This window comes from Exiguobacterium sp. H66, assembly GCF_018618705.1.
GTDB classification, from domain to species: domain Bacteria; phylum Bacillota; class Bacilli; order Exiguobacteriales; family Exiguobacteriaceae; genus Exiguobacterium_A; species Exiguobacterium_A oxidotolerans.
Map to the genome: position 1 here is coordinate 132,562 of NZ_JACSMQ010000005.1, position 26,473 is coordinate 159,034.

General features: G+C 48.7%; 29 protein-coding genes and 1 riboswitch. Of the genes, 4 read left to right on the forward strand and 25 right to left on the reverse strand.

Annotated features, from left to right (window positions below; translation table 11 throughout):
- Positions 1-948, reverse strand: a complete 948-nt coding sequence (locus KNP88_RS10020) for an ATP-binding cassette domain-containing protein (protein WP_251137191.1) — start codon at positions 946-948, stop codon at positions 1-3.
- A gap of 85 nt (positions 949-1,033) precedes the next feature.
- Positions 1,034-1,855 carry a transporter substrate-binding domain-containing protein gene (locus KNP88_RS10025; protein WP_214893584.1) on the reverse strand — a complete coding sequence of 274 codons (822 nt, stop codon included), beginning with the start codon at positions 1,853-1,855 and terminating at the stop codon, positions 1,034-1,036.
- A gap of 207 nt (positions 1,856-2,062) precedes the next feature.
- On the opposite strand from KNP88_RS10025, the gene KNP88_RS10030 reads away from it, so the two are divergent.
- The gene (locus KNP88_RS10030) at positions 2,063-2,704 is read left to right on the forward strand and encodes an SDR family oxidoreductase (protein ID WP_214893586.1); all 642 of its coding nucleotides are present in this window, start codon (positions 2,063-2,065) and stop codon (positions 2,702-2,704) included.
- 43 nt (positions 2,705-2,747) lie between these two features.
- On the opposite strand, the gene KNP88_RS10035 is transcribed toward KNP88_RS10030, so the two are convergent.
- From KNP88_RS10035 to KNP88_RS10055, 5 genes are all read right to left on the reverse strand, one after another.
- Positions 2,748-3,776 carry an ABC transporter permease gene (locus KNP88_RS10035; RefSeq protein WP_214769615.1) on the reverse strand — a complete coding sequence of 343 codons (1,029 nt, stop codon included), beginning with the start codon at positions 3,774-3,776 and terminating at the stop codon, positions 2,748-2,750.
- Positions 3,777-3,848: 72 nt separating this feature from the next.
- Positions 3,849-4,271: a MarR family winged helix-turn-helix transcriptional regulator gene (locus KNP88_RS10040; protein ID WP_088836853.1), complete on the reverse strand. Its 423-nt coding sequence runs from the start codon at positions 4,269-4,271 to the stop codon at positions 3,849-3,851.
- A gap of 65 nt (positions 4,272-4,336) precedes the next feature.
- The gene (locus KNP88_RS10045; protein ID WP_214893587.1) at positions 4,337-4,939 is read right to left on the reverse strand and encodes a VanZ family protein; all 603 of its coding nucleotides are present in this window, start codon (positions 4,937-4,939) and stop codon (positions 4,337-4,339) included.
- Positions 4,940-4,970: 31 nt separating this feature from the next.
- Entirely contained in the window at positions 4,971-6,626 is a 1,656-nt protein-coding gene (locus KNP88_RS10050; RefSeq protein ID WP_214893588.1) for a M3 family oligoendopeptidase, read from the reverse strand.
- Between the two features lie 42 nt (positions 6,627-6,668).
- Positions 6,669-7,403 carry a nuclease-related domain-containing protein gene (locus KNP88_RS10055; protein ID WP_214811145.1) on the reverse strand — a complete coding sequence of 245 codons (735 nt, stop codon included), beginning with the start codon at positions 7,401-7,403 and terminating at the stop codon, positions 6,669-6,671.
- A 132-nt stretch (positions 7,404-7,535) separates the two neighbouring features.
- Between KNP88_RS10055 and KNP88_RS10060 the strand changes: the two genes are divergently transcribed.
- The gene (locus tag KNP88_RS10060) at positions 7,536-7,841 is read left to right on the forward strand and encodes a hypothetical protein (protein WP_029333444.1); all 306 of its coding nucleotides are present in this window, start codon (positions 7,536-7,538) and stop codon (positions 7,839-7,841) included.
- Positions 7,842-7,944: 103 nt separating this feature from the next.
- Here KNP88_RS10060 and KNP88_RS10065 read toward each other — a convergent pair whose 3' ends face one another.
- The 13 genes from KNP88_RS10065 to KNP88_RS10125 form a co-directional block, all read right to left on the reverse strand.
- Positions 7,945-8,160, reverse strand: a complete 216-nt coding sequence (locus KNP88_RS10065) for a hypothetical protein (RefSeq protein ID WP_214767553.1) — start codon at positions 8,158-8,160, stop codon at positions 7,945-7,947.
- A 600-nt stretch (positions 8,161-8,760) separates the two neighbouring features.
- The gene (locus KNP88_RS10070) at positions 8,761-9,498 is read right to left on the reverse strand and encodes a Bax inhibitor-1/YccA family protein (protein ID WP_088836843.1); all 738 of its coding nucleotides are present in this window, start codon (positions 9,496-9,498) and stop codon (positions 8,761-8,763) included.
- A gap of 59 nt (positions 9,499-9,557) precedes the next feature.
- The gene (locus tag KNP88_RS10075; protein ID WP_214811144.1) at positions 9,558-10,349 is read right to left on the reverse strand and encodes an AAC(3) family N-acetyltransferase; all 792 of its coding nucleotides are present in this window, start codon (positions 10,347-10,349) and stop codon (positions 9,558-9,560) included.
- A gap of 12 nt (positions 10,350-10,361) precedes the next feature.
- Positions 10,362-13,373 (reverse strand): AAA family ATPase, encoded by a 3,012-nt coding sequence (locus tag KNP88_RS10080; RefSeq protein ID WP_214893589.1) that lies wholly within the window; start codon positions 13,371-13,373, stop codon positions 10,362-10,364.
- Positions 13,355-14,476 carry an exonuclease SbcCD subunit D gene (locus KNP88_RS10085; RefSeq protein WP_029333435.1) on the reverse strand — a complete coding sequence of 374 codons (1,122 nt, stop codon included), beginning with the start codon at positions 14,474-14,476 and terminating at the stop codon, positions 13,355-13,357. The genes KNP88_RS10080 and KNP88_RS10085 overlap by 19 nt, the downstream gene beginning before the upstream one ends.
- Before the next feature lie 179 nt (positions 14,477-14,655).
- Complete coding sequence (locus KNP88_RS10090; protein WP_214893590.1) at positions 14,656-15,018, reverse strand: hypothetical protein; 363 nt, start codon at positions 15,016-15,018, stop codon at positions 14,656-14,658.
- Between the two features lie 126 nt (positions 15,019-15,144).
- The gene (locus tag KNP88_RS10095; RefSeq protein WP_214893591.1) at positions 15,145-16,155 is read right to left on the reverse strand and encodes a ThiF family adenylyltransferase; all 1,011 of its coding nucleotides are present in this window, start codon (positions 16,153-16,155) and stop codon (positions 15,145-15,147) included.
- Positions 16,152-16,916: a thiazole synthase gene (locus tag KNP88_RS10100; RefSeq protein WP_214893593.1), complete on the reverse strand. Its 765-nt coding sequence runs from the start codon at positions 16,914-16,916 to the stop codon at positions 16,152-16,154. The genes KNP88_RS10095 and KNP88_RS10100 overlap by 4 nt, the downstream gene beginning before the upstream one ends.
- Before the next feature lie 2 nt (positions 16,917-16,918).
- Positions 16,919-17,122 carry a sulfur carrier protein ThiS gene (thiS, locus tag KNP88_RS10105; RefSeq protein ID WP_214893595.1) on the reverse strand — a complete coding sequence of 68 codons (204 nt, stop codon included), beginning with the start codon at positions 17,120-17,122 and terminating at the stop codon, positions 16,919-16,921.
- The gene (locus KNP88_RS10110; protein WP_214893597.1) at positions 17,106-18,110 is read right to left on the reverse strand and encodes an NAD(P)/FAD-dependent oxidoreductase; all 1,005 of its coding nucleotides are present in this window, start codon (positions 18,108-18,110) and stop codon (positions 17,106-17,108) included. The genes thiS and KNP88_RS10110 overlap by 17 nt, the downstream gene beginning before the upstream one ends.
- Entirely contained in the window at positions 18,107-18,697 is a 591-nt protein-coding gene (locus KNP88_RS10115; protein ID WP_214893599.1) for a thiamine phosphate synthase, read from the reverse strand. Before KNP88_RS10115 ends, KNP88_RS10110 begins: the two co-directional genes overlap by 4 nt.
- A gap of 89 nt (positions 18,698-18,786) precedes the next feature.
- Positions 18,787-18,889, reverse strand: a riboswitch (TPP riboswitch).
- Positions 18,890-18,955: 66 nt separating this feature from the next.
- Positions 18,956-20,185: a beta-N-acetylhexosaminidase gene (gene nagZ, locus KNP88_RS10120; protein ID WP_214893601.1), complete on the reverse strand. Its 1,230-nt coding sequence runs from the start codon at positions 20,183-20,185 to the stop codon at positions 18,956-18,958.
- Positions 20,182-20,607, reverse strand: a complete 426-nt coding sequence (locus KNP88_RS10125) for an OsmC family protein (RefSeq protein WP_029333427.1) — start codon at positions 20,605-20,607, stop codon at positions 20,182-20,184. Before KNP88_RS10125 ends, nagZ begins: the two co-directional genes overlap by 4 nt.
- Before the next feature lie 205 nt (positions 20,608-20,812).
- Between KNP88_RS10125 and KNP88_RS10130 the strand changes: the two genes are divergently transcribed.
- Positions 20,813-22,000 carry an MFS transporter gene (locus KNP88_RS10130; RefSeq protein WP_214893603.1) on the forward strand — a complete coding sequence of 396 codons (1,188 nt, stop codon included), beginning with the start codon at positions 20,813-20,815 and terminating at the stop codon, positions 21,998-22,000.
- A gap of 217 nt (positions 22,001-22,217) precedes the next feature.
- Entirely contained in the window at positions 22,218-22,715 is a 498-nt protein-coding gene (locus KNP88_RS10135; protein WP_214804889.1) for a C40 family peptidase, read from the forward strand.
- A 93-nt stretch (positions 22,716-22,808) separates the two neighbouring features.
- On the opposite strand, the gene KNP88_RS10140 is transcribed toward KNP88_RS10135, so the two are convergent.
- From KNP88_RS10140 to KNP88_RS10160, 5 genes are all read right to left on the reverse strand, one after another.
- Entirely contained in the window at positions 22,809-23,894 is a 1,086-nt protein-coding gene (locus KNP88_RS10140) for a hypothetical protein (RefSeq protein ID WP_214811128.1), read from the reverse strand.
- Between the two features lie 10 nt (positions 23,895-23,904).
- Entirely contained in the window at positions 23,905-24,717 is an 813-nt protein-coding gene (locus tag KNP88_RS10145; protein ID WP_214893605.1) for a hypothetical protein, read from the reverse strand.
- The gene (locus KNP88_RS10150) at positions 24,714-25,394 is read right to left on the reverse strand and encodes an ATP-binding cassette domain-containing protein (RefSeq protein ID WP_159172669.1); all 681 of its coding nucleotides are present in this window, start codon (positions 25,392-25,394) and stop codon (positions 24,714-24,716) included. Before KNP88_RS10150 ends, KNP88_RS10145 begins: the two co-directional genes overlap by 4 nt.
- The gene (locus tag KNP88_RS10155; RefSeq protein ID WP_029333419.1) at positions 25,387-25,767 is read right to left on the reverse strand and encodes a GntR family transcriptional regulator; all 381 of its coding nucleotides are present in this window, start codon (positions 25,765-25,767) and stop codon (positions 25,387-25,389) included. Before KNP88_RS10155 ends, KNP88_RS10150 begins: the two co-directional genes overlap by 8 nt.
- Positions 25,768-25,980: 213 nt before the next feature.
- Positions 25,981-26,271 carry a hypothetical protein gene (locus KNP88_RS10160; protein ID WP_214811125.1) on the reverse strand — a complete coding sequence of 97 codons (291 nt, stop codon included), beginning with the start codon at positions 26,269-26,271 and terminating at the stop codon, positions 25,981-25,983.
- Positions 26,272-26,473: the final 202 nt, after the last annotated feature.

Here is a 26,473-nt window from a genome sequence, read left to right on the forward strand (position 1 = left end):
TCACTTGTCCTCCTTATACGCTTGACCGGTCAACTGAATGAAAACATCATCGAGTGACGGCTGTTTGACGACAAGCGATCGTGCTGTCAGCTGATGGTCATCCAAATAGCGGACGACTTGTTTGAGCGTCTCTGTTCCATCCGACGGCAGGAGAACGGTCTCTTTTTCAATCCGTCCCGAAAATGCCGCTCGAAACGCTTCACTGGCGGATTCGTCTTCAAGGACAACTTCAATTCGTTCAGCTCCGTTCATCGCTTTCAGTTCTGCCGCTGTTCCTTCGGCGATCAACTTGCCGTCATTGATGATCGCGATCCGGTCCGCCAGCTGATCCGCTTCTTCCAAGTATTGTGTCGTCAAGAAAATCGTCGTCCCGTATTCTTCATTCAAGCGCCGGACTTCCGTCCAAATCTGTAACCGGCTTGCCGGATCAAGACCCGTCGTCGGTTCATCGAGAAACAGGACGGTCGGTTGGTGAACGAGCGTCAGTGCCAAGTCGAGCCGCCGCTTCATCCCGCCGGAATACGTCCCGGACCGGCGTTTGCCATCTGCTGCTAAACCAACAAGCTCCAATAATTCATGGGCTCGTTCGACTGCTTTCTCTTGGGAAAAACCAAACAACTTTCCTTGCAGTACAAGCAACTCCTGCCCCGTCAAATCATTATCGATACCTGTTTCCTGCAGAGCGACGCCGATTTGGAGCCGGACGTTTTTTTGATCACGTTCGATATCGTATTGATTGATCGTCGCGTGACCGGACGAGACGGCAATCAACGTCGTCAGCATTTGAACCGTCGTCGACTTGCCGGCGCCGTTCGGTCCAAGAAAAGCAAAAATCTCTCCTTTTTTTACGTGAAACGATATCTGGTCGACTACTTTTTTCCCGTTGTACTCCTTCGTCAACTGCTCTACTTCAATCACGGTCATCCGTCCTTTCTGCACTAAGACCATCTTTACGTTGCTTCATTACCTTTACCCCCTTTTGAAGCACAACAACGGGCAAACCCCAAATGGATTTGCCCGTTGCTTTGATTCTCTATACCACGTCGTGTGCGACCGAAGCGACACACCACTTGTCTTTTAATTGCGCAATCCGTTGTTTTCCTTCATAGGAGTTCATCCAAAGATTCATGACATCCAGGACTTCCGTTTGCCGATCTTGAATGAGATAACTTTTTTCGGCCGGAATCCATTTTTCCTTAATTTTCGGGGCACCTAACCGGACATCAAGCGATGCGTAATAAATCGCTTCGACGGTATCCGTGATCATCACATCCACTTCTCCCGTTGCGACTGCCGCCGGAATTGCCAAATTATCCGCATACATGACGATATGCGCCTGATCAAACGTCTGCCGGACAAACTGTTCATTTGTACCGCCCGGATTCAAGCCGATTGTCACATCGGGACGATTGATTGTTTCGATTGATGTCAACACATCGAGATCGGAAGCGCGGACAAGAGGTGTCTTTTGAAACGATAGATAGCTTTTCGTGAAGTCGCCGACGATCTCCCGTTCGATGTTCTTCGTGACGCCGCCAACGACCATATGGAATTTCCCGGCACGTAAGTCACGTGTCAGCGTCCCCCATGTCGTCGGGACGAATTCGACTTCCAGTCCGGCTTTCTCGGCAAACGAGCGGATGACGTCGATATCAAACCCTTCATATTGATTCGTCTGACGGTTCAAGTACGTAAACGGTTTATAATCCCCGGTCGTCCCGACGACGATCTTTTTCGTCATGAAGACGTTTTGTTTCCCGACACTGAACGAACCGGTGACATCTTTTAATCGTGTTGCTGCCAATAGACCAGAAAGCAACAGACTTCCTCCAAGTGCTAATCCTCTTTTATTCACTCTGCTCGCTTCCTCTCTCTGTCTGACGCTTTTTTCTGTGTAATACTCAAAACAGTATCATATTGCGTTATGTTATCCAAGATTTTTTTGATTATTTCGTCAAATCGGTTCCATTCGATGCGTTGTGCCAAGCCCTCTCGATTGCATTCCGGCTTACCGTTCTTCCATAATAAAAAAAAATCATGAAGCGAAATGGAGGAATGTAAGATGAGTAAAGTATTCATTATCGGAGCGAACGGGAAAGTAGGACGGCACGTCGCCAAACAATTGAGTGACTCAACTCATGAAGTCCGCGTAGGTCTGCGGTCACCTGACCAGTTTTCAGACTTTGAAGCACTCGGACTGACTCCTGTCCTGCTTGATCTCGAGCAGAACATGGCATCGATCCAGGACGCACTCGGAGATAGCGACGTCGTCATCTTCACAGCGGGATCCGGCGGACACACCGGTGCCGATAAGACAATGTTGATTGACTTAGACGGTGCCGCTAAATCAATTGCGGCAGCAGAGCAGCAAGACGTCAAACAATTCATCATGGTCAGTGCCTTGAACGCCGACTCGCCGGAGACTTGGTCTGACAGCATGAAACCGTATTACGTCGCAAAACACTATGCCGACCGGTTGTTACGTGACAGCAAACTCAACTATACGATTTTGCGTCCCGGCGGTTTATCGGACGATGCCGGAACAGGTGCCGTCACGACTGATCCGTCTGATGCGGATACAAAATCAATTGCCCGCGAAGATGTCGCAGCCGTCATCGTTGCTTCAATCGGACAAGAAACGGCATCCCGTCAAACGATCACACTCCTCGAAGGCGAAACACCAATCGCTGACGTATTTGCATAAAACGAAAAACGAGCGACCCCGATTCCGGAGGTCGCTCGTTTTTTCATGACGCTTGTTTCACTTCAACGATGTGTGCTTGTTCGCGACGGATTGCCGTTACGATCAACGTAATGCCTAACGTCACAATTAAAATGATTACCAGGTTAAAGGCATACTTCGAGATATCTCCATCAAAGTAAATTAATCGTGTCAGTCCTGCGACTGCATTCGGGACGGGAAGAAACTGACCGAGCGACTGATAGAACGGTGCGAGCATCGATGGTGGCACGATATTTCCTGCCGTCATCAACTGGAACGGAATCAACGCGACGTTGACGAGCGGAGCGATTGGTCCAAATATCGCAAAGTTCATTTGCGTGACACTGATACAGGCTGCTGTTAATAAGACTTGGAATCCCCAGACTTTTAAAAAGGATGCTGCACTATCCGAGAACAAGAAGGCAATCGTCACCATGACAAGTGGAACGACGACAAGAACGATGCCATGCAACAATTGTTTACTCCAAAAGAGCGACCACTTTTGATGTTGCTTCTGAAGAATTTGCGTCACGAGATTAAACTGAATCCCCATCGTCATGACAGCGATGTAAATGACGAAGCCAAGGATGATCGGTAACATCGACGTCGAGAATTCTGACACGTGATGTTCGATGATGATATCGGATGTGAACGGGACGTCTCCATTCAGTTGATTGACGATTTGTCCCGCTCCCTGTTTCAAGATTCCATTAGCGAACTCTGCATTGGCTTGGTTGACATGGAACGTCAAACGCTGTTCATTCGTCAAATCCGCGACGAGGACCATTTCGACATCACCCTGGTCAAGTTGCTTCAGTCCGGTTTCTGTTGAATTGACTTGCGAGACGGTAAATGGACTTTCAGCTTTGAACTGTTGATAGAAATCTGCCGAGCCTTGATCCGCCACGACCGCGACGCGTAATTGATCCAGTCGTTCCGTCGCACCCTGGTACCCTGTCATCCAGACGACGAGGAAGAGAACCGGTACGACGAGGGCGAACATCAGCCCGACTTTTGTTTGTGTGATTGCAAATACGTCTTTCATTGTCTTCATTTTTTGTATCCCCTTTTTATATGCATTACTTATAATAGCATGTGCAACTATTTAATCAAAAAAGAAAACCACTCACGTCACATTTTTGTGAATGGTTTCAAGCGTCCGAATGAACTGTTCAATCTCTGCTTTCGTCAGCCCTTGAAACGCTTGTTCTTGCAACGCATCAAGCGTCGGTTCAAGCAATTCAAGCACGTGGACACCCTCTTTTGTCGTCAAAAGAATGAAAGCACGGCGATCTCTCGGATCAGACGTTCGCATGACGAACCCTTTTTTGACAAGCTTATCAAGAATCTTCCCAACTGTCGTTTGATCCCGTTCCGTCACGAGCGCTAACTGTTTTTGGGAAACACCTTCTTGCTTATGCAATTCACTTAAGACAGAGAGTTGTTCCGGTGTCAGACCGTGCACGTCCATCCGCTTCGTCGCCGCCCGTTTGAATGAATGATAGCTGCGCGACAGCTGCATGCCAAGCGACCAATCGACTTCCTTCACATGCTTCCCCTTCTTTCCGATAACTAGTTGCACTACTTATTATTTCGACTTACTCACTATACCGGTCAGGAAGAGGAGTTGTCAATGACCTTTCTTGAATCGTCGATGTTTCTATTTTTCTGGTTAGCGGAACGGATCCTTTTCAAAAATCCAGATATGATTAGCACGCCGAACGCCGTTCCTAATGTGTTCAACCACAAATCATCGACGTCAAAACTACGGTAATTGTAGCCGAGGAACAGACCTATTATCGCTTGAGTCGATTCAATGCCTACGCTCATCAACAACCCCAGCATGATGACGTTCCGTCGCTTCATCATCGGATAGAGAACTAACAAAAAGATTCCTAACGGTACAAACAAAAGAACATTTCCCATGACCTGGATCAAAAAAGCTTCGCCTTGTCCTGACATTACCGTATCAAGTAGCAGTTTGAACGGAATGAAGTTATGCTGTTCCCCATGCTGTTCACGAATTACATCATCAATCAAACTTCGTTGAACGGGTAATGGGAATAACGTAAGTGACACGACGCCGGCAAGATAAACGGAAAATATCATCCAGTAACTAAAGCGTCGTCCTGAAATTTCACCTTGTGTGACGCGGTAAGAAAGAATAAGTAAACAGATCGTAATCATCAAAAAACAAGGAAGTTCGAAGGTCAGCATGTAAAATGTAGTCCTTTCTTAAATGGTTGTTTCATTCAGGATGAATTGCTTCTAATTCACTCGTAATGAACTGTGTCAAAGGATGTAACGTCGCTTCAGAAAAATCAAATTTGACTCCGGCAAGCTCATAAATTTCTGTAACTGAACGACTGTTGCCCATAGCGAGCGCCCGTTTGAACCGTTCAAGCGTCTCCATCGGATTTTTTTTGTAGTTCATAAACAGCTGGAGCGCAGCAATTTGAGCAATCGCATACTCTATATAATAAAACGGCGTTTCGAAAATATGGATGACGCTCATCCACTCTTGCCCTTTCCATGCTGATACAGTCCCCCAATCGACGACACCCGTATCATACATGTCGGTGAGCGACTCGAATTTTTTTCTTCGCTCTTCATGGCTGTGAGTAGGATGATGATAGACCCAATCTTGAAACTGATCAACGATGATGGTTTGAGGAAGAAATTCGACAATTAATCTGAAGTGTTCCATTTTAGCTTGGTAGAGCGAGAACTGATCAGTGACTGCGAGATTCCAGTGTTCCATTGAGAGCAGCTCTAACGACATCGCAGCAAACTCTGCCACTTCCATCGTAATTCGCTTGTCTTCACTGAACGGAATGTCCTTGATTAAGTCATGGTGGATGGCGTGACCGATTTCATGCATTAAAATAACAAGATCATCAAATGTCCCCGTCAAGTTCATAAATATAAACGATTCACGAGAAGCCGGGAGAAATTCTGAAAACCCACCTGGTGCTTTATTCGCTCTAGGTTTTAAATCAAAGTTTCTTTTGCTATGTAACTCGTTGAAGACGGTGTAAAAATACGGATCAATTTTTCTTAAGATATTGCCCACCGTTTCTAGCAATACGTCTTCTGAATCACCGTAAACATTCGTTATGTCAGAGTAAGGTGACACTTTGCTATCCCAAGGTGAAAGATATTTCTTTCCTAAGTAATTTTCCTGTTCTCTTTGTAGCTTCTCTTTGATTGGCAGGAAATACTGTTTAATCGCTCCGGCAATTTCTCTACAATTTTTCGGTGTATAATCAGTTCGCCCGAGCTCTGTAAATGCATATTCAGAAAAAGCATTTAAACCTACATTGTCAGCTTTTTTTATCCGTAAATTAATGAGTTGATCAAAAATCAGGTTAACGTCTTGTTCAATTCCCTCATAAGCAAGTGCTATATTACAAAATGCACGCTCTCGAACGTCTTCATTTTTGTCATATAAAAGATTGTATAAGTCGTTTAGATCTTGGTTTTGATTGGACGGTGAAGTTAATCCACCTGTAATTTTTAAGTATCGATTTACGAGTTGATCTTCTTTTAGACGTACTGCTGTATTAGATTCCGAATAACTTTTCTGCTTACTATTCAGTTTCTCTCGCAGTCTGATGTAGTCCGGTTTATCTCCAATATACTGTAAAGTCTTCTGATCCATTTCGTGCTTAAACTTCGATAACAACGGTTTTATGTTAGTTTGCACAAAATCCAGTTCTTCTTCATACAGTTGGTTTGCAGTATCTCGTTGAAAAGCAATGTACTTTTGGGTAATCAGCTCTTCGTATGTATCAATGATTTTTGAATGACGTTCAAGAAAGGCTTCAATATCTAAACAATCCGACTCGTCTTCCCTCATCAATGTTGTATAACTAGCTTCAAGTGTGCTCAAAGCATCTTTCATTAAAAGCAATCCCCCTCACGCATTTAAAATGTATACAGTTACTTACGACGTAAACGATTTTATCGATTCGATATGCGCGTCTTTAATCATTTGATCGACTTGTGACCGTTGCTTGAGCTCCTCGTAAACGTTATCGACTTGTGCTGGTGTCAAACGACTAACCGTCGCCAGTTTATTGATGGTCCGGCGTAACTCATTCCGCTTGATGACATGGACATGGCTCGAATCGACCGTGATTTTCTTCAGTTCGCACCGTTCACTGAAGACGATCAGTGATTTAAAGACATCTGCCTCAACCGTTTCAGACAAAAACTTTTGAAGACTCTTCAAGTGCTGTTCATTTTGTTTGATCGGGTTGTAGAATTTTTGCTTGAACCGATTCTTGAACATCTGTGTCCACTGGCGGTCCGCTTCTTTCCCGAAAATCCAGCCGCTGTAGTTTTTCGATTCGAGGACGTAAATCCCGCTCTCATGAATGAACGTGACGTCGATTTCCGTCAGGCCTTTCCCCCGTGCTTTTGGTACATATGTATTGATGACAAACTTTCCGTATCCGTCGATCTTTTCTAGTTGGCGTGTCGTCAAATACTCGCCCCACAGCCCTTTGTCACGGACCGCTTTGAGGAATCGTTCTTGTGTTACTTGCTTATATGTACTTCGTTCAAATGAGCGGCGCCGTAAGTAATACAGACTTGAGAGCGTCACGACGAAACCACCGAACATGACACCACCTATGAGGACTAACAACGGAATTAACGATACAATGATTTTTTCCACTTTTTTCATTCCTTTCACCTAAAAAACCTTTATTTACCACTTATTAAGAATAAACGTATTCTTATGACTTTTCCACTATTTGTTACATGGTACAGTCTATGCTACGGTGAACAAAAGGAGGTGGAGGCATTGATGGATGCTTTATTCACATGGTTGCCCGTCTTGCTTCTTGCCATCATTTGGCAATCGATTTCACAACAACTAGCCAAGCAGCGGATCCAGCAACAGCAATTAACGAAGGAAATTAAACGTATTCAAATTCACCTTGGAATGCCAGGAGTAGATGCGGATGAGGTTAAACTCCAACATCAAGTTAAACACCTTCTTCAAGAGGATCAGATGGTGGAAGCTGTTAAACTAGTCCGAAATCAACTTGGTTATTCATTACTCGAAGCTAAGCAGTATGTCGATTCTCTTCATTTTGATTCATCAAACTAAAAAGACAGGCAAACCTTCCCTAAGTGAGTGGAAAGTTTGCCTGTTTAATTCGGTGGATAAATTATTTGCTTTACTTCAATTATTGTCATAATTTAAAACATCATTATGAATTATAACCAAATGATAACGTGCTGACGATGAAACCAATCGTCGCAAAGATGAAAAACGTACAACACATTGTCAACAGAACCAACAACGGTTTTGGCAGCTGAACTTTTACTTTCCAAATTGCCACGAGGAGCAGGGCGTTCAGGAGTAGGAATCCGAATAAAAATGCAAATAGACCGAGCCGTTCCTTCATCATGAAGATTAAATCCATGTCATTCTTCCCTTCTTCGATTTGTCAGTCAAACGCGTTAGCGATTACTTTCTTCAACCTATCCATTGTTACAAAAATATCCAAAAATGACAACGCGATTGATTCTTTCCAAGCAAATGATAGACTTCCTTATATGTCAAAACCCGACCATTCTTATAAGCTTATAAATGTTTGCGTTAAATCAGGACGAGTCTTTTTAAACTTGTAATTGCGCGTGTCTTATTCCCTAACAAGATTCAAAGCAGCTCGTTTTGCTTCTTGTGAAAAGTGAGCTCATCGGCTATTCGATTGAAGCGGGATGGAAACGTCCATTCTCGACTCCTATGGGAAAAAGAAGCGCGGTTCGCGCTTCTGTCAGGAATAGGTAAGACCCGGCATGCGAGCATGAAATGCGGGATGCCGCGGCTTACCTTCCGCCCATGGAAAGCGAGGATGGCGGAAACATCCGTTTCAAGGATTTGTCTGGGGATAATTTATGGATCAACCCTGCCGCCTTGCGCCTTGCCGGAGGAAAGCATGGGAAGAAAAAACATTTACCCAGCAACTTTTCATAAAAAAACACCGTCCCCGTCAAAACGGAAACGATGCGTTAAACAGGTTTTAGTCACGCGCGGCTAAACGATACAATAAATCGAGTAACTCGATATACAGCCAGATGATCGTCACGATTAAACCGAACGCAGCGACCCATTCCATCGACTTCGGTGCCCGTGCCTCGACTTGACGCGAGATGAAATCGAAGTCCATCACGAGTGACAGCGAGGCGACAATGACGATGACAAACTGAATCCCGATCGCGAGCGGCGAGCTGCCTGTCATGAACGGGAGGTCGACACCGAACAAGGCGAGCAGGAAATTGACACCGTACAAGACGAGAATCGACAGGATTGCTGCCGTGACAGCGGAACGGAACCGTTGTGTGACTTTAATCATGCCGGTCGTATAGACGAACCACATCGCGAACGATACGACGAACGTCGCGACGACGGCTTTTCCGACGATGCCTGGGTACATGCTTTCGAACATCAAGGAAATCGCACCGACTGCGACCCCTTCGACAAGCGCATAGACCGGTGAAAGAACAGGTGCCGTAGCCGGTTTAAAGGTGATGACGAGAGCAAGGATCAGTCCAAGAACAATCCCGCCAATCAAAGCCGGGAATAAAAATTGCGGATTCGCGGCTAAAAAGAACCATGTTCCTCCGGCTGCTGCCGTGACGAGGGCGAGCATTAAGAAAATCTTACTCATCGTCCCACTTTTCGTCATCGACCGTTCGCCAGCCCGTGCCGTCTCAAAACCTCGGCGCAGCGCTGGGTTAACTTTAAATCGTGATGCCATCTTGCGTTCACTCCTTTTAATTTCTCTGTGTCTTATTACGAATCGTTCCCGAAAAAGTTTCAGCTTAACCAGTTATTTAAAGCACTCAACTGGAACATGACGACTGGAATCGATTCCTTGGCGGAGACGAGGTGTGACGTCGCACGACCGATTTTTCCGCTCGTCACGAACGGTTCGTCCGTGAAGCCTTCGCCAATCGGACCGAATGGGTCGCTATCAATCAAGCGGTGCCAATAGTGAACGAATACTTCGTCATCACCTTGCTTGATTTTACACCCGCTCTCAATGTCCGGACGATCAATCCCGTACTCGGCATAATGCCAAACCGTCGTCGCATCCCACGGTGAACCGATATGCAGAATCTGACCGTCCGCCTCGATGAATCGTTCAATCGGTGATCCGGGACCGAACCCGTTTTCAATCGTGTGGCCCGCGACGAACCCGGCCGCATCTTTACCCCAGGCTGCGACCGACCACATCGGGTGGTCGCTGCGCTCGACATCCGGAAATGTCCGGAACAACTCCGGCACCTTCCCGACGCTGCGGGTCGGCGTCTTCCGTTTATCGTACGCCGGCATTTCTTGACGGACCGTCTCCCACCACTCCTCCGGTACCGCAGGACGGCTCCAGTTTTTCGGGTCCGAGTTATCGGTACTTTGTGTCGCCATCATAATCAAGCCCGTCTCGGTGACGACTTCCTGGACGGCTTCGATGACCGCTTGCGCCCCGCCCGGAACCCAGCCGATCTGTTTCATCGCACTGTGCACGAACACTTTCATCCCTGGCTCGACCCCGAGCTGTTTCAGGTCGCGGATTAAATCCGACTTCGTTACCATTTGATTGACTTCCATCCGTCTCACTCCTTATTCAACGACAAGCTGTATCGTCGAGCCTGTTTTTCCTTGCGTGACTTCAATTTTAGCATCAACCCGTGACTTCAGCTCCTGGACGTGGCTGATGATCCCGACCATCCGTCCGCTCGCTTGAATCGACAGTAACGTCTCGATCGCTTGTTCGAGCGACTCAGGGTCGAGTGTCCCGAATCCTTCATCGATGAACATCGTCTCAAGGGAAACGCCGCCACTCGCTTCTTGGACGACTTCCGAGAGACCAAGCGCGAGCGCAAGCGACGCTTTAAAGCTTTCGCCACCGGACAATGTTTTGACATGCCGTGTCTGTGACGTATAAGCATCAAAAACATTCAGGTCAAGGCCATACTTCTTCAAGCCTTTACCGGCTTCCGTCTTCCGCTCGAGCTGGAAGCGACCTGACGTCATCTCCGTCAAGTGGCGGTTCGCCGCCTGGAGAATCTCATCGAAGTACGCCGTCTGGACGTAGGTTTCGAACGTCATCCGTTGCGCATTTTCACCAACTCCGACCCGTGCCAGCTCCCCGATGATCCCGTACCGGGCGTCCTCGACTTCAATCGTTTGTTGGAGCGTCGCCCAGGCATCAATCAGCTGTTTGACATGGATGTGTTCCTTCTCGGCACCGACACGTTGGTCTGTCGCTTCCGCCAAGCGTCCTTCCGCTGTTTCGACAAGCGTCCGTAAATGCGCGAGATCCGGACGTGCCGCGGCATTGATTTGTTGTTTCAAGCGTTCGAGTCCTGTCGCGACTTCCTGGCGCTTGACACGATCCGCTTCAAGCATCGCTGCGAGTTGTTGCATCTCCTGCCGGGACAATCGCGCCTGTTCGAATTGTTCTAACGTCTCAAAATGCTCTTCCGACAGGGCCTGTTCCAAGTCAGCCTTCGCTTGCGTCCGCGCTGCAACATGTGTCGTCGCCTCTTCGGTAATGTGTTGAAGGCGTCCCTGTCGTTCTGCGACTTCCCGATTGAGTTGATTTTTTTGTTGATCGACCGTCGCCCGGTCGGTTTCATATTGTGTCTGTTTCGCCTGCAATGTCTGTTGTTCCTGTTCGAGAACCCCTTTCGACGCTGACGGCTCGCCTGCTTTCGTCAGCAATGCATCAAGTCGGGCAAGCTCAAGTTCGAGTTTCCCTTGTGCCGCGAGCTGCTGATCGATTTGACTCGTCAGTGTCTCAAGTTCTGTTTCGAGCGTCCGCAAGCGTTGTTCGAGCTGACGTTTTTTATCTTGTTGCTGTTTTTGTTCTGCTTCTGCTTCGACGAGGCGGTTGATTTCCGTCCGAATCAAATCGAGTTCCGTCGGCAGCGTCTGTTCTTGCCCGAGTGTTGCGATATCGTGCTCGAGTTGTCGTTTCCGTTCGACGATTGTCCGGTACGTCGCCTGTAATTCCTGGTGGGCCGTCTGCGCTTTTAAATACAGCTGATGCAACGCTTCGACGTCATCCAGTTGTGTCTTCACCGCTGGTTCCGGGTGCTCACGGCTCCCGCAAACGGGACACGCTTCCCCGTTGTGCAGATGTTCAGCAAGCTCGGACGCGAGTTGCATCCGTTCTTTTCGCCGCCCTTCCGCATAGGCCGCTTCCGCTTCATCCTTTTCTTTCCGGACACGGGTCCCGCGTTCAATCAATTGTTGCCGTTCCGTTTCACTCCGTTGCCACTCGAGCAGCTTTTGTTCGAGAGTCTGAAGGCTGAAGCGCCGTTCCTGCAACGTCAGTTGCGTGTCCGAGACGTCAGCCAGTGCCGCGAGTTCTGCTTGGATGCGGGTCCGTTCCGCACGTTTGGTCTCACGCTCTGTCAGTAATGCTTGCGGGTTCAGGCGTGCGACGTCCTCCGCTAAACTTTTTTGTTTTTGTTGCAGGTGTTCCTGTTCGCGCAGTTGCTTCAATTCCGTCTCGATTTGGTCGATCCGTCGGGCCCCGTCGCGGATTTCTTGTTCGCGACTCGCTAACTGTTCCGCTTGACCGGTGATTTGGTCAAGACGTCCTTGCAACGTCGTCAGTTCTGACGTCAATTGCGTTTGCGCCGTCTCCAGGCGGACGACCGTCTGCTGCTCTGACAAGAAGGCATCGTATCGTCCCGTGATGGCCGCGGCACGTGTCGCAATCTCATACCGGTTCGCTTGTCGCGTGATGTCGGGTAACGTCACGGCGAGTTCTTGCTCGAGTCGCGACAGCCGTTCATGTTCGACGAAGGCATGTTCGAGTTGTTCCGCCTGGCGGAAGCGTTCGCTAACCTGATTGACGTCTTGACGTGCCTGCTGTTCGACTGTTTTGGCGGCAGTGATCGTTTCATCGAGCGACGCTAACAATTCATCCGTCACGCTCCGGATCGTCGTCTCATTTTGATTGACCCAATCGACTTCCAGCGGCAATTCCTCCAGTTTTGCGAGCTGTTTCGTTTTTGTCTCTTTGATCGCGGCAGCAAGATCGAGTGCTTTCCGGTGCAAGCGTTGCTGGAACTCACCGTACTGCTCCGTCTTGAACAGTTGCTTCAGGATTTGCAGTTTGTCTTTTGACTCTGCCATCAACAGCTCCCGGAATTTATTTTGCGGCAACAGCAAAATTTGCGAAAACTGTTTATGGTCGAGCTGCAGCAGACTTTGAACCCGTTGCTTGACTTCCGGGATTTTGACGGCGAGCGGTTGCCACGCCGTCCCGTCGAACCGTGCCAGTTCTGCCTCATGCGCATAGTCCGTTTTGTTGACGGGATGCGGTTGGCTCGGTTGGCGAATCACACGATAGCGTTCACCTTTCAGTAAAAATTCCAGTTCGACTTCCGTTTTGACATCAGGGCGCGCGAAATGACTCCGTAAATCCGTCATCTCCCGTTCGCCGCCTGACGTCTCCCCGTAAAGGGCAAACGTCAAGGCATCAAAAATCGTCGTTTTGCCGGCTCCCGTATTACCGGAAATGACGAACATCGTCCGTCCGGCGAGTGCCGTGAAATCAATCGTCTGTTCTTCTGCGAACGGGCCGAACGCCCGTAAGGTCAATCGTTCTGGCCGCATGTCGCTTCCTCCTCTAGGACGGTCTGCATCGCATCCGTCGGTCGTTTTTCCCGGACTGCTTCATAAAACTCACTGAATAAATCGGTTAGCGTCGCCGTCTTGACCTGGTCGCGCGATGCTTGGACGGATCGTGTGCTCTCCCTAGTAAAACCGGTCCGCTCGAGATGCAGGATGTTCGGATAAACTTTTTTCAGCTTACCCATCGGATCAATCAACGCTTCCGCGTCCGTCAAGTTGATTTTGATGTAGTCGTCCGTCGATTGTGTCGCGACGAACGTCGGATCCATCAGCTCGGCGAGCGTTCCCGTCACCTCCCGTAAATCGCGTTTCGGGGCAATCGGCTCAAAGCGACGTTCAAACGTTCCTGCGTCATTGAGCGTCAGGATATCAACGCCTTTGACGTGACTCGCTTCCGAAAACGAATACTTTAAAAGTGATCCACTGTACCGGATCGTCTCGGAACGGATCGCGAGCGGGTTATGTAGGTGACCGAGTGCCGTGTAAGTGAACGGCGCAAACGTACTGGCACTGATTTGCCCTGCCGTCCCGACCGACAGTTGACGCTCCGAGTCGGTCTCAAGTCCACCGATGACGAAAGCATGACCGACGAGGACGCTTGGTCCTGTAATTGTTAAGGGTTCGATGATTTTTCGCATCGCTTCGTCATGATTCCGAATCGTGTCGTCCTGATAGACGTAACGGACGATCGCCGGATCTGCGAACGGGACCGGATAAAACTTGACGCCTTTAATCTCGATTGGTTCAATCACCGGTGTTAATTTACCGGCGAGATGCAGACCTGACCGTTCGAGAAGGGTCGTCGCGAAACTGAGCCGTTCCGCCGAATCGTGGTTACCGCTGATCGCGATGACCGGAATCCCGCGGTCGAGGACGATGTCCGCGAGTGTCGCGTCGAGCAGTTCGACCGCCTCGGTCGGTGGGACGGCGCGATCATATAAGTCGCCCGCAATGACCACCGCGTCCGGACGTTCCCGGTCGAGTAATGCTAAAAATGCTTCGAGCGCGGCCCGTTGATTGTCAATCATCGATTCGCCGTGGACGATTTTCCCTAAATGCCAATCCGCTGTATGAATCCACTTCATGTTTCCTCACCCTCACTTTACTAATATATTAAGTCCAGTTTAACACGTCTTAAACGGCAATGACGACTCTCGTCCGCGCATACGCTTCGATCCGGCATGCGTCTGCAATCAAAAAAAAGACAGTAAAGACCGGACGCGACCGGACCTTACTATCCTTTACATTCCATGCATTCATTTCCTTAATGTTTGTGCCGCAACCGCTTGACAGAAGTGATGATGGAGACGGATCCTCCGATGATAGCACCGACTACAATTCCTGTCGTGAATTTTGAGCTACGATGTTTGTTCGGTATATGGGCTGTTTGTTGTTGTTCGAAAATTTGGGCAAGAGGGGACGCGTCTGGTTCAACTTCGATCAGATGATTGGCATGTGCTTCAACATCTTCCCGTCGTTCGACGCTACAAGGTGACAGATAGAACGGATTTAAGTTCGTCCGGTACCGATCTGGATTCCAATTCGCCTGCTGAACCGGTTCAGCTGTCTGTTCTGTCCGCTTCGTCTGGTCCGATGATTGGACCACTTTATCGAATTCTTGTTTCATCCTAATCACTCCTCTTCGCTTTCAGTCTACCTAAAACGCCATTTTGTGTCTTGAAGTCTTATTTACCTCTTTTCAAAACATCTAAAACATATATTTTGAATGTTAGTTTGATTTTTTTGTGACTTTTTAACCAAAAAAGGCGTGATAGAGCTGTTTTGCACGGACGAGTTCCTGTTCCCCATGAATCAGGACGCGTCCGTCACGAAAGGCGACGAATCGATGCGTCTCCGTCTTAAAACTGAGTAAGTACGGATTTTTCGCGACGATACTGACGACCGGGCTCAGATTCTGTTCAAGACGTTCTAAGTCACGCGCCTCATCTCCACGGACCTGGATGGCGTCACGTCCACACAATGTTGTAAACTGCACCGGCATGTGCGTCAAATACGGATAGGTCCGGTTCTCGCCGCAGGACGGGCATGATGCCTTCTTCAAAGACGCGACATTGATGCGGCTCTGTTCATTCGTCCAGACGTCGAACGCGAGCAATTCCTGCCGTAGCGCGTCCGTCGCACCGACGAGGAGCTTCAAGGCTTCCGCGACTTGATACGCGGCGACAAGTTGAATCGCCGGACCAATCACCCCCGCCGTTTCGCACGTCGCTTGCCCGCGCGGTAAATGTTCGAGCAAACAATGCAGGCACGGGGTCTCATCCGGGAGGACCGTATAGGTCATGCCGTAACTCCCGACGCACCCGCCGTAAATCCACGGAATCTTGTGTTGCGCTGCCACATCATTGATCAGCATCCGGATATCGAAGTGATCGGTTGCGTCAAGAATCAAATCGACACCTGAGATCAATTGCGGTAATTCGTAACGCGTGACATCGGTGACATGGGCTATAATCTCGACTTCCTGATTGATGGCATTTAAGCGGTGCTCCGCGGCGATCGCTTTCGGGACATGCTGCGCGGCATCGTCCTCCGTGTAAAGGTGCTGCCGCTGGAGATTACTCCACTCGACGTAATCGCGGTCGACGATCGTCAGCTTGCCGATTCCGGCCCGGACGAGTTGTTCGGCACTTGCCGTTCCGAGTGCCCCCATACCGATGAGGAGAACATGTTTTTTTGTCAGCTCATCCTGTCCCGCCTGACCGATCGGACGAAACCGGGTTTGCCGTGAATAACGATCCGTCATCGACTCATCCCTGTCTCGGGACTACTCGCCGTCGCGTACCGTTTCTTTTCGATCCGTCCCGCTTCAAAGCCAAGTCGTCCCGCTTCGACGGCAAGCTTCATCGCCTGCGCCATCTTGACCGGGTCTTTCGCATGGGCGACAGCCGAATTAAGTAAGACGGCGTCTGCGCCGAGTTCCATTGCATAGGCGACATCGGTCGGTGAACCGATTCCTGCGTCGACGATGACCGGGACCGTCATCTGTTCGATGATGAAGCTTAAGGCCAGTGGATTAAGGATTCCTTGTCCGGATCCGATTGGGGACGCGGCAGGCATGATGGCTTGACACCCGAGTTCTTCCAGTCTTCGTGCCAACAACAGATCGTCTGACGTATACGGTAAGACGGTGAATCCTTCTTTTAATAATTCTTCCGATGCCCGCAACGTTTCGATCGGGTCCGGTAACAGTGTTTTATCACAGCCGATGACTTCGACTTTGACCATGTCGCACAGTCCGGACGCGCGGGCGAGTTTTGCCAGCCGAACCGCTTCTTCCGCTGTCTTCGCCCCCGCCGTGTTCGGTAATAAATGATACTGACTCAAATCAAGCGCCTCTAAAAAGTTCGGTTGACTCGCTTCGAAGATATCCATCCGGCGCACGGAAAAGGTCAGGATGTCTGCTCCCGATGCCTCGACTGCTTGCTGCTGTGTCGTCACGTCGGGGTATTTGCCCGTTCCGAGTAATAACCGCGACTGAAATGTCGTTTGACCAATCGTTAACATGATTAACCGCCTCCTACGAAGTGGACGATTTCAAAAGAATCGCCTGTTTGAATGGGTGTGTTTTGGTATGCTGTCCGCTCGACAATCTGTCGATTCTGTTCGATGATGACCATTTTTCCCGTCAAATTGAGATGATGAATCAATCCGTCGATTGTCGAAATCGATCCGTCAAGCGTATACGGTTGACCATTAATGGTGAGTTGCATTCGTGTTCCTCCTCGATTCATGTAATGAAAACGGACGAAGCTCATATTTCGGCGTGATTCCCGTTACCTCGTCTGCCAGGACGGACGCCGTGATCGGGGCGAGTAATATCCCGTGCCGATGATGCCCGGTCGCGACGAATAGGTGCCCGACTCCCGGGACCTGCCCGAGATAAGGCAATCCGTCCGCTGTTTGTGGACGAATCCCGGACCAGATGTCCACGATTTCCGCTTCTTCGATTGCCGGGAACAGCCGAATCGCTGACTGTAAGAGCTGTGCGATTCCACCGACGCTGACCGTCGTCGTCTCGTCACTGGGTCGTTCCGTCGCCCCGATGATGATCCGTCCGTCAAACTTCGGGACGAGATAGACATCATCGCTAAACAACGTCTCCGTCAAGACATGCCCCGGAAGCCGGACGGCGAGGCACTCTCCTTTGACTGGGATGGTCGCGATGCTGACACCGCTCGTCGCGAGTAACGCTTCTGATCCCCGACCGCTTGCGACCACGACGTTACTGGCTTCGCGCTTACCGTTACTCGTCGCAACGCCGACGACGGTCGCCCCTGACCGGAGCAGTCCCGTGACCGTTGTCTGTTCTTCAATCACACCTCCGCGGGCTTTAATCGCGTGACGGAGCGAACGCGTCAACTGGACGGGATCGATTTGACCGACGGATGCAAATTGAAATTCCTCGTGCCCCCGAATCAACCGAAAGGGATTTTCTTTATAGCCACTATCAATGCCGGTCTCATTAAACAGCTCACGGACGAGGTCGGGATAAAGCTGTCGACTCGCTGCTGCCAGTTGATGTAAGGCAGGAATCAGTTCATGATCCGTCGCAAGCATGCCGGCTGCTGCCCGCGTCGCTCCTTCACCGGAACGATTTTGCTCAAGCACGCGTACCGGTTGTCCTCGTTTGAGCAATTCGTAGGCGAGTGTCAAACCGATTACGCCTGCGCCGACGATTAACGTCTCTGTTGCTTTCATTGATCAAGCACCTCGCGATACGACCGGACTGCTTCGACCGGATTTGCCTGACCGAGAATCCCTGACATCACAGCGATGCTAGCAACGCCGGTCGCAAGGACACCCGCGACATTCTCCGGCTGAATCCCGCCAATCGCGATGACGGGGACTTTTGAAAATGTGACGATTTGCGCGAGTGCCGCTAGTCCGCGCGGAGCGACGTCCTGTTTTGACGCCGTCGCAAAGACATGACCATACATGACGAAGTCGCTGCCCGTCTCAAGCGCTTCCGTCAAGGAGTGGATTGATCGGCCGATCTGTAGCTCGCTGAATTGACGCCGCACGACAGCGACGGGAATACTGCGTGATGTCAACTGGACACTTGCCTTCGTCACGAGGGCGACATCGAGCCGGTCATGGACGATTAGTTTTTCACGTGGAACACCGGCGCATACTAGCGCCTCGATCAATTGGACGAGTCGGTCCGCCGACCAACCCGGTTCCCGGATATGAATCATGTCGACATAAGGCACAACAGCCGGCAAGACTTCTAGAAGATGTGTCAGCTCTTTTGTCCCGGTCGTCACAATATGTAACTTCGGACGCATACCTTCTCCTCCTTGCTACACAAAAAGGACCACCCCATGAACATGATGGAGTGGTCCGAAAAATGTCTAGGTAAGACCCGAGACAGGATGATAATCAGAAGCCACTTCCCTCCGCTAGTACGAACTAGATCAGGTTCAAAGGGTCCGGATATTTCCGTCTCAGTCTGCTGCGAGACTCCCCTAGTGTAGAACTATTTAGTGTTGGTTGGTTCATTCGTAGTCTACCATGACCGCTCGCTTGATTTCTAGTCTGACTTGTCAGTTCAGCCGATCCGTGACCGTTTTGACCTGTTCCGTCAATTGTTCACGCGTTGGAATCAGCTTCGTGTCTGCTAAATCATACGTTTGTTTTAATCGTAAGACACGTGTCACTTTCGCGTCGAGGTCAGCCCGTGATAGTGACTTGTCCTTGATTCCCTGCATGATCGCCGCATGAACATCCGTGTAAGCACCGGCTTGCGAGAACATCGCCATGTCGGCACCACGTTCGAGGGCGAGGCGCGCAGCTTGGGCGAGACCATATTGTTTCGTGATCGCGCCCATTACGAGGTCGTCCGTCACGATGACGCCATCGAACTTCAACTCTTCACGCAACAGCTGTTGCATGACCGGCTCTGATAACGACGACGGATTGTCTGGGTCGAGCGCCGGAAATAAAATGTGTGCGACCATCACCATCTCCGCTCCGGCATCGATTGCCGCTTTGAACGGGACGAGTTCCAGTTGCTCGAGTTGCGCTTTCGTCTTCGTCACGGTCGGTAAGCCGACATGCGAATCGACGGTCGTATCCCCGTGTCCGGGAAAATGTTTGATGACCGGCACGACGTCTTCCGACTTAATTCCCTGCATTAACGGGACACCGAGCCGGGCGACGTCATCCGGCTCAGCACTGAGTGCCCGGTCACCGATGATCGGGTTCGCCGGATTACTGTTGACATCAAGAACCGGGGCAAAATCCATATTAAATCCATAAAACCGTGACATCGCACCAAATGCCTGTCCGGTCTTTTGCATCAATGCCGGATCGTTTTTCTGACCGAGCGTCAAACTCGGAGGTAAATGAAACGCTTGATCCGGGACACGACTGACCCGTCCTCCTTCTTCATCGAAACCGAGGAACGCGAGCGGTTCGGCGGCTTGTGCGTCCTCAATCGCTGCCGTCAAGGTTTTTAGCTGGGCGTCTGACGTGATATTGCCTCCGAGTAACAGGACACCGCCCAGCGCGTGATCGCTTAACAGACTTCGGTCCGCGTCCGATAACGTTGTCCCGCTGATCCCGATATACAGCAATTGATCGACCTTTTCAGCAGTCGAGAGTTTGGCGAGCTGACGTTTGATGTCTTGCTCCGCCTGGTCGGCAGCCGTCGGTTCGTCAGCGACCGGCTGTTGCTGACTCGTCTTCGGTTCCGGTTTCGTCTCGGTTTGGGGCGGTTCACTCGCGCATGCCGTCAAAAAGCAAGCCGTTAAAAGCACGTAAATCGGTTTCAAAGCGGTTCCTCGTTTCGGACGCCATTGATTGAATAATAGACTTCAATTTCAGCATTCAGTGATTTCGAGACGGAACAGTATTTGTCTTTTGATAACGAGACGGCCCGACGGACTTTATCGTCCGGCAAGTCGCCTTCGAGACGATAATGAATCGAGATCGTCGTAAAGCGGCGCGGGTGTTCCGTCGCCCGCTCGCCTTCGATGTCCATCTCAAACGAGGTTAACGGCAAGCGCATTTTTTCTAAGATTGAGACGATGTCCATCCCCGTACACCCGGCGACCGCGTGCAACAACAACTCGGTTGGTCGCGGGGCGCCGTTCTCCCCGTTATTTTCAGGTGCTGCATCCATTGCCAGTTGATGTCCGGACTCCGTCATGCCGCTAAAGCCCATCTTGTGATTCCATGTAATCGTCGCTTGCATTTCCCTCACTACCTTTCGATTTTTAGTTCGGTTCGCTTCGCTCTCCTTCATTATAGCGTAGTCTTGCCTGAAGAAAATTGACATGCTATTCAAAATAATTCTTCTTTTCCGTTTCCATCCGATTCCCGTTCACCTGACACGCGAATCATGCTATTCTGAAAAACGATAGTTTCGCGCCGCTTGGCGCTAGAATTGAGGAATTGATATGTCATCTACTACCCGTTTAAGTAAAACGGACTGGCTTTTAATCGCCACCCTTTCCCTGCTGACGTTCGTCTTAGGCACAAGCGAATTCGTCATCGTCGGGATTTTATCAGAAATCGCTTCGGCCCTCGGGATTACGATTGCGAAAGCCGGGACACTCGTCTCCGCCTTTGCGATTGCCTTCGCGATCGGGACACCGGTCACGATGTCGATCACGGGACGGTTCGAGCGTCGCAAATTGATGCTCAGCCTGATCTTCGTCTGGGTCGTCTTGAATTTTTGCAGCAGCATCGCCGACACCTACTCGCTTCTGCTCGCAACACGGATCGTCACGGCCGTCCTGACCGGTGTCCTGATTTCGCTTGCGATGGTCGTCGCGAGTGACAGCGTCCCGGTCGCGAAACGCGGTGTCGCCGTGTCATTCATCTTCGGCGGCTTCACGCTCGCGAACGTCTTCGGTGTCCCGATCGGCACGTTCATCGGGCAACACGCCGGTTTTGAAGCGACGTTTTGGCTGACGACAGCCCTCGGACTGGTTGCTTTTCTCGCCGTTTTAAAAGTCGTCCCACGGCAACAGGCGACGGCGTCAAGTTCGGTTAAGGATCAACTGCGCCTGCTCGCGAACCCACGTATCATGATTGCCTTCTTCATCCCGTCGTTCGGCTTTGGTGCGACCTATGTCGTCTACACGTACCTCGTGCCGATCCTCGAACTCGAACTCGCGCTGCCGCGGGCCTGGATCAGTCCGATCCTCCTCGCGTACGGTGTCGTCTCGATTTTCAGTAACATTCTGGCCGGGAAGATTGCCAGTCATAATCCAATCGGTCGGTTACGGTTCGTGTTCGTCGTGCAAGCGCTCGTCTTGGCGGCCTTATATGTCACGACGTCCTCCGTCACGCTCGGACTGATCAACATCGCTTTGATGTCACTGATGTCGATTTTATTGACGACGTCGACACAAATCTATCTGATTGACTTGGCGGAAAAGTTCAACCCGGAAGCAAAAGGACTCGCTGCGTCCTTGATGCCGGTCGCAAGTAACGTCGGGATCGCCTTCGGCTCCGCGCTCGGTGGACTTGTTTACGCGAGCGGACCGATGATGAACACGGCGCTCGTCGGCGGACTCGTCGCCTTGGTCGCTGCACTGTTGACTGCGGTCAGCTTCCGACTCGACCGACGCGCATCATAAACGAACTGAAACTAAAGGATTCTCACTTCACTTGTTTCCTAGGATGCAACGTGAAGGGAATCTTTTTTTGTGCCTTGTATCCTCAAAAAAGTAGTTTCTCAGCCCGAACCTTACAAGATTGTTAGGGACTCGTTGCCAACTTGTTGCTTTATTTGTAAATCTACATGGTACGCTGAAACTAGCTTTTCACCCTAACTTAATTAAAGGAGTTTTTTTCATGAAACCGTATTATGCCATCACATTAACGGCCTTACTTGTAACGGCTTCCGTCAGTCCAGTCGTTGCGTCTGCCGCAACACCAACAAAAGTCGAGACGAAAAAACCGTTGTCCGAAAAAGCACTCGCGAATAAGAAACTTGCGATCGCAAAACTCGCCACGTCACTGATCGGTACGCCGTATAAAGAAGGCGGCACGACGACAAAAGGATTTGATGCTTCAGGCTTCACGCAATACGTCTATCAAAAAAGCGGCTTGACGCTGGAGCGGACGGTTGCAAAACAGGCTGCCATGCCGTTGAAAACCGTCACACTTAAAAAAGCGATGCCGGGTGACTTGTTGTTCGTCCAGGCGAAAAAAGCAAAGACACCGAACTTCGTCGGGATCTATACGGGCAAAAACACGTTTGTCGCCGTGACGACGAAGAAGGTCGAAGCCCAGGACCTGACATGGAGTTATTATACGAAACAGGACATCCTCATTAAATCGTACCAATGACAAAAACGCGCGGCTGACTTCAATGCAGAGTCAGCCGCGCGTTTTTACTTATTTTTCGAACTCTATGCAACAAGTTTTCAGCCTTAATCACAATTATTTTACAACGAGTTCATTTAATATTATGTCTTGTCGCTTTAATCGATCTTTGATATTGCCTTCATAAATTACGTTTCCCGACAATGGATCAATCACTTGGACGTTGAAGATGCCGGTCCCTGTATTCAACCCCGTGTAGATTACTCCGTTTTCTAGTCGGAAATATGTACTTGAGCCGTCAGCCCCCTGCCATTTGTTAAAATCATTTGAATGACGAGTCAGCTTCTTACTATCGATATCATATACAATCCATTTGAAGCGTTCCTGATCAGCATCTATAAGCGCAACAAGTTTTGTTCCATCCTCGATGAGTTCAGATTGATACAGATCGATTGAATCTAGCGCAGTCAGAGATTGAACCGTTTTTCTATCACTGATGTACGTGTTTCGTTTAGTCGCGTCCAATCCATTGATATCTCCTTCTGTTTGATAAACGATTTTCTCACCGTTAATCCCAAGAACATTGAAGTACTCATTTGATGTCTTCGGTAAATCGACTGTTTGAATCGTATCTGCTTTTAAGTCGAACTTAAAGAAATGATTTCCTACATTCGTTGGATCTTCATCTACGACATAAACATACAGGCTGTCACCAGAACGTTGGAACGGATTGAATTGCACTTCCCCTTTGTACTTGATTCCAGCTGGTGCTGATACTATTTTTTTAAAGAGGCGTTGTTTTTTTTGATTAAAATATTGTAGTTCCCATCGTCCCTCTTTCTGCAGACGCATCGCATAGACAATACCATCTTGCTCTAACGTATTAACCGAATTAGGGGCAATAAAGCGGCGGAACGCACGGGGAGCGTCGATGATGTCAAAAGGATTTTTGAAGAGTTGATCCACAAAATCATGTGTTGTTTTTTGCACACGACCATTCAGCGTGATCTCATAATCCATTGGCTTTAGACCACGATCTAAGATTTCAGCGTGGATGGACTGGACAGCTTGTTGTTTCGGATCACCTTTGACCGTCTCGATTACAAATTCTGATTCATCCATCGAATGAATGAACCATCCGTAAATGCCAATCGTCAAGAAACTGACGACAGTCAGAATGAGTACAAATTTAAAATTTCGCATGGTTTCCTCCTTAAACTGTGATTTTCCATTTTAACAAACGCAAACTTCTCCAAATTGTATAAATAAAATACAACGTAAATACTGACAGAACGATTGCTCCGAATTCTTCTTGAAGCAACCCGTCAATCATTTCTAAGCTATACTGTATACTAATTAAAATAACTATTAAAGCAACTAGTTCAATGATGATGAACAGCATTCCTTTTGACTTCCCGTATGACCGTTCAAGCAGAACGAACAGGAACAAGAAACTGACGATGAACAGCGATAAGATAACCAGCACAAATAAATCGATTAAGTTCATCATGTATAATTTATTGAGGCTCCTTGAGAGACCGAGCGAACCTGACTCCCTGTACCCATCTTTAATTAACCAGTTGAAGATCCCATGACTGAGTTGAATCACCGTCCACTGTAAACCAAGGAAACTGACAATCACGAGTACGAGAGAAGTAAATTTTGCGAAAAAGATTTTTGCGCGACTACCTGGTAGTAGTAATAACCGATATATGTACTTGGATTCGCCTAGCCAATCCCGATACCAGATTTGAATCGCATATAGCAAAACAAACGCAACCCCGATCATAATGATATAACTGAAATAAGAACTGGCTTGTTCAAACGATAATTTCCCGATTTCTTGAATCGCTTCGACTTCAGACAGTTTTGCACTCTTCATGTAACTTTGGACTTGGCGTTCATGGTAAATGATTCGTCCGACAACAATTAAGATTTCGATACTCGCAATCGCAAGAATGAACGATACGATGATTTTCCAGCTTCGTTTTAACTCTTCATTCGTCAGCATCAGATATTGTTTCATCGTTGATAGACCTCCCGCATGCGGTCTTGGACTGATTTCCCGTACATTTCCCGCATTTCTTCCGTATCGTGTTCATCGATAATCCGACCATCCTGTAAAAAGACGACCCGATCAATCAAATGTTCGACTTCGACGATTTCATGCGTCGTCATCAAAATTGCACGTCCTTCCATGAAATGACTCGAAAATAGCCAGGCAATTTGTTCTTTCGTAAATAAATCAATTCCTGCGAATGGTTCGTCAAGCAACAAATAGGGACGATCAAGTGCAAAACCGAGCACCAAACTGAACTTCGCCTGATTTCCTTTTGACAGTTCTAAAATCCGGTCGGTCGATAACAGCTTCAACAGCCCCATTAATTCTTCAGCGACCTTCGGATTCCAGTCCGGATAATAATCACTCATGTAACGCAAAGCATCTCCAATCGTCATGTAAGAAGGCATCGTTTGAAGATCGGGAACAAAAGCAATTTTTTCACGCGATACTTCACCGTCAACCAGCACTGTTCCGGCGTCGATCGGCACAAGACCCATAATCGCTTTTAAAATCGTCGATTTCCCTTCCCCGTTTAAACCGATCAGGCAGGTGATACTGTCTGGGCGAACTGAAAAGGAAACCCCTTCTAAAATCGGTTTCTTACGACCATATCGTTTCTTTAATCCATGGACTTCAAGCATCAATTTTCCTCCGTTCCGTTGATTGATAAACGGTTTCGACTTTCGTAACGACTTCGCCGAGCGGTATCTGAATCGCTTGGACCGCCTCGATGAATTGCGCAACTGCTTCGTCCAACATCTCCGTCCGGACTTTTTTTACAATGTTTTGATCCATCGTGATTTTACTCGGGACGTTTCGTTCTGTCGTAATCAATTGCTGGTCCTCCATTTCTTTGTATGCTTTTTGAGCCGTATTCGGATTAATTCCGAGTTGCGCAGCGGTTTCCCGCCGCGATGGAATTTCTTGCCCGCATTTTAAGTCTTCTGTCGCGATTCGTTCCTTGAACCAGCGGACGACTTGAAGATAAACCGGGCTTCTTTGGTCAAATTGCACGTGCCCTCGACCACCTTTCACCGTTCGTTGTATTAAAACAGTAATACACTTTCTTTCTGTATCATATCGATAGTACAGTTGACTGTCAATCATTTCCCATCTATTGATTTTATTTCTTTTTGACCAGTCTCGTAGAATCGGTAGTCTCAATTATCTATCGACATAAAAAAGGTGATGCCGATCTCATTTCTGAGTCGGAATCACCTTTTTTACTTATTTTTCGAACTCTAAAATCGTTTGTTGCATCGGAACGCCCGACATCGGAACCGTCCGTTCAACGAACAGATATCGTTTCCCGTTCACTAAAAAGCGACGATTTCCTAAGTACTCCACTAATTTTCCGTCCTGCTTTAATTTCTGCTCGATTGCTTTGACATGCTCATCGAGCGTATAAAAACGATCGTCAAACGTCATCGTGATGTTTTTCTTTTTGAAGCCAAGTAAATAACTGAAGAAAAACCAAAATGCTGCCCCGACTGCAATGATCCCCAAAATGATTTCCATCTGAACTTCCCCCTTTGTTTAACCTATTCTACGGATACCTACCTAAAAAGTTCCTGTTTTTTTGATTATTTTGTCATTTACTAAAGACTTACACGATTCTTTTATGAAGGGTTGAAGCGTCTGCATCAAAAAAAATAGCCTTATCTACATAATGATTGAAGGCATACGTTTTTTTGACGACGTCAAAAGGACCTCCCGTCAA